The organism is Shewanella sp. 11B5 (assembly GCF_002836795.1).
Lineage (GTDB): Bacteria > Pseudomonadota > Gammaproteobacteria > Enterobacterales > Shewanellaceae > Shewanella > Shewanella frigidimarina.
The window spans coordinates 1-2,335 of the sequence record NZ_PJAP01001089.1; the positions used below are offsets into that span (position 1 = coordinate 1).

Annotated in this window: 1 protein-coding gene; it reads right to left on the reverse strand. The window is 39.9% G+C overall.

The annotated features are described in order from the left end of the window. Positions 1-545: 545 nt before the first annotated feature. Positions 546-2,090 carry a methyl-accepting chemotaxis protein gene (locus CXF78_RS20615; protein WP_102037808.1) on the reverse strand — a complete coding sequence of 515 codons (1,545 nt, stop codon included), beginning with the start codon at positions 2,088-2,090 and terminating at the stop codon, positions 546-548. Positions 2,091-2,335: the final 245 nt, after the last annotated feature.

Genomic DNA, 2,335 nt, shown 5'->3' on the forward strand with positions numbered 1-2,335 from the left:
ATGCACCGTTCATCAAATATCCGCAATATCTTTGTTCTTCCTCAGAAAATAGCTACTTGCAGTAAAACATTAATGCCGTTTAGGTGTAGTGTTTGTTTATGTTTGCATAAGCAATTACCGCTCATTCATCAATCACTCTCAGCACATCGTGGACATTGTGAGTTTATACAGCTTCGCCTAGTGGAAATTTCTGAGCCAATCTTGCTACCACTTTCACTACAATTTCGGCTTAAATTTAGAAATCCTTAATATGTAGCCAAACTACCTTTAACTCTTAATGAGTTAATAATAATATTCTTATGGGTAATGAATAAACGGTATGGTTCAGAGCTGTTTCTCAAAGGTATTAATTTGACCTTATTTGAATTTTTATTTTTAGGTGAGGAATGTTCAATGCTATTGGCGCACAGCAACTAAATATACTTTAGGCTGCTGTGCATTAGGTCTTTAGTCAATGAATTAACAACATAATTCCAATGTGTAAATTTTCATTGGTTGCATGCACATAAAATAATAATCATGCGCCGGATAGCGCTAATTATTTATTACTCTTCTGCCTTGTAACCAATTCTAAACCCACCCCAATGCTTTCCATTAACGTAAATAGGTGCAGACAGATCATGCATCACTTCACCGGTATCACGCTTATAAGTTTGCAGTAAAAAAGTTTCGGTGTTGCTGCCGCATCGCTTGCCTGTTGGGTCATCAAAAATACGCTTGGTGCGATTACCAGCAAGGTCTTGTTCCCGATTTCCGGTTAAAGGCTTAGAAAATTTGAGATTATGAGTAGGGAAATAGCCTCTTACATCCACAGCTCCTGCATAAATAATATCTGCGTTATTTTTTAAAATGACCTCTTGAATGTTAGGTAAATTTGAGTCTGTAAAACGGTCAAAACCGGTGGTGAATTTTTGCGGGTCGGTTTTAGGGATTGGTTGGTAATTTGAGTCAAATAACTGTGCTTGTGTAAGTGAACCTTTTTCCAAAGCGTGTTCAAAAATGGTTCCGACATCAGCCGCTGCATTAAGCGCGACATTAGCAATAATTGCGTGTTTATCCGATAAATCGAAACTCTGCAGATGACGAAAAATCTGTTCGGCAAAGCCACTAAGTTCAAGAACGCGATCTGAAGCTTCTATTAAGTCGGTATCAACTTTGAGTATAGAGGCCCCTATTCCTTCAATATTTGCACCAATACCATTGGTATTATCAACGGTTAACCCTACCGTTTGATCCATTTGCAGCATTTCGCTTGCTGCACCGGCCATACTTTCTTGGCTCGCTTGTGTGAGGATATAGATCTCATTCATGCGTTGAGAGAGCTTCCCCCCCATCTCACTCACTCGTTGCATTGCTTGTACTGATTGAATGCTATTCTCGCCAATTTCTGACAACAATGATTCGATACCTTGCGTTGCTTCAGCCGTTTTATGTGCCAGATTGCGAACTTCATCGGCTACCACGGCAAATCCTCTGCCTTGCTCACCGGCTCTGGCGGCTTCAATTGCAGCATTGAGGGCCAACATATTGGTTTGATCAGATAGTTGATTAATAGTGTCGGTGATACTGCTTATAGCATTGGCTTTATTTTTAAGTTCGATTAATAACACTGCCGTTGATTCAATCTCAGTAGACAGGATGCGTTGCTGTTCATCGACTTGTTTTATTTCTTTGGCGTAGCTGGAAGCTTGGGTATTTGCTTCTTCAACCAGTAAGCGTACTTGGGCGGATTGGCCTAGAAGTTGTTGAGCACCTTGCTCTAAATTACCTGCTCGTTCTGATATTTCTTGAACATGCTTAACTTGTAACCCCATTGCATGTGCTAGTTTTTCGATAAAAAATGACACTTCAGCCCCACCAATGGCAATCCGAGTGGCAGCTTTGCTAATACCACTAGCAACATGCTCATCTTGTTGAGATGACTCAAGGATTTCTGGGCTAGTTTCTTTTTTGTGGGTAAGCAGTAACGTGGCCACAGATGTGAGTGCGATCAACAATGCATACAGCCAAGGAGATAGAGTGAAATAACTCAGTAGCACAGTGATAGCAAATACCACTAAACCATTAATAAAAATTGTTCTATTTAGCATGAATACTCCAATCCTTTTTTATTCAGGTTAGCATTGTCTATGTCATTGTAGGCTATCGACTTTGGTCTATGGCTAAACGGTCATCTCAATCTAAGGCTTAAACCGTATTTATGACGCAATAGAGCCACAGCAAGAACTTGATATTGCATTTATTTGTGTACAAACCACGACATTAAGCATCAAGTGATCAATTCGAGCATTTTAGTGTAGTTTACAGATGCAACGATTCGACCAAAAATGCTGCT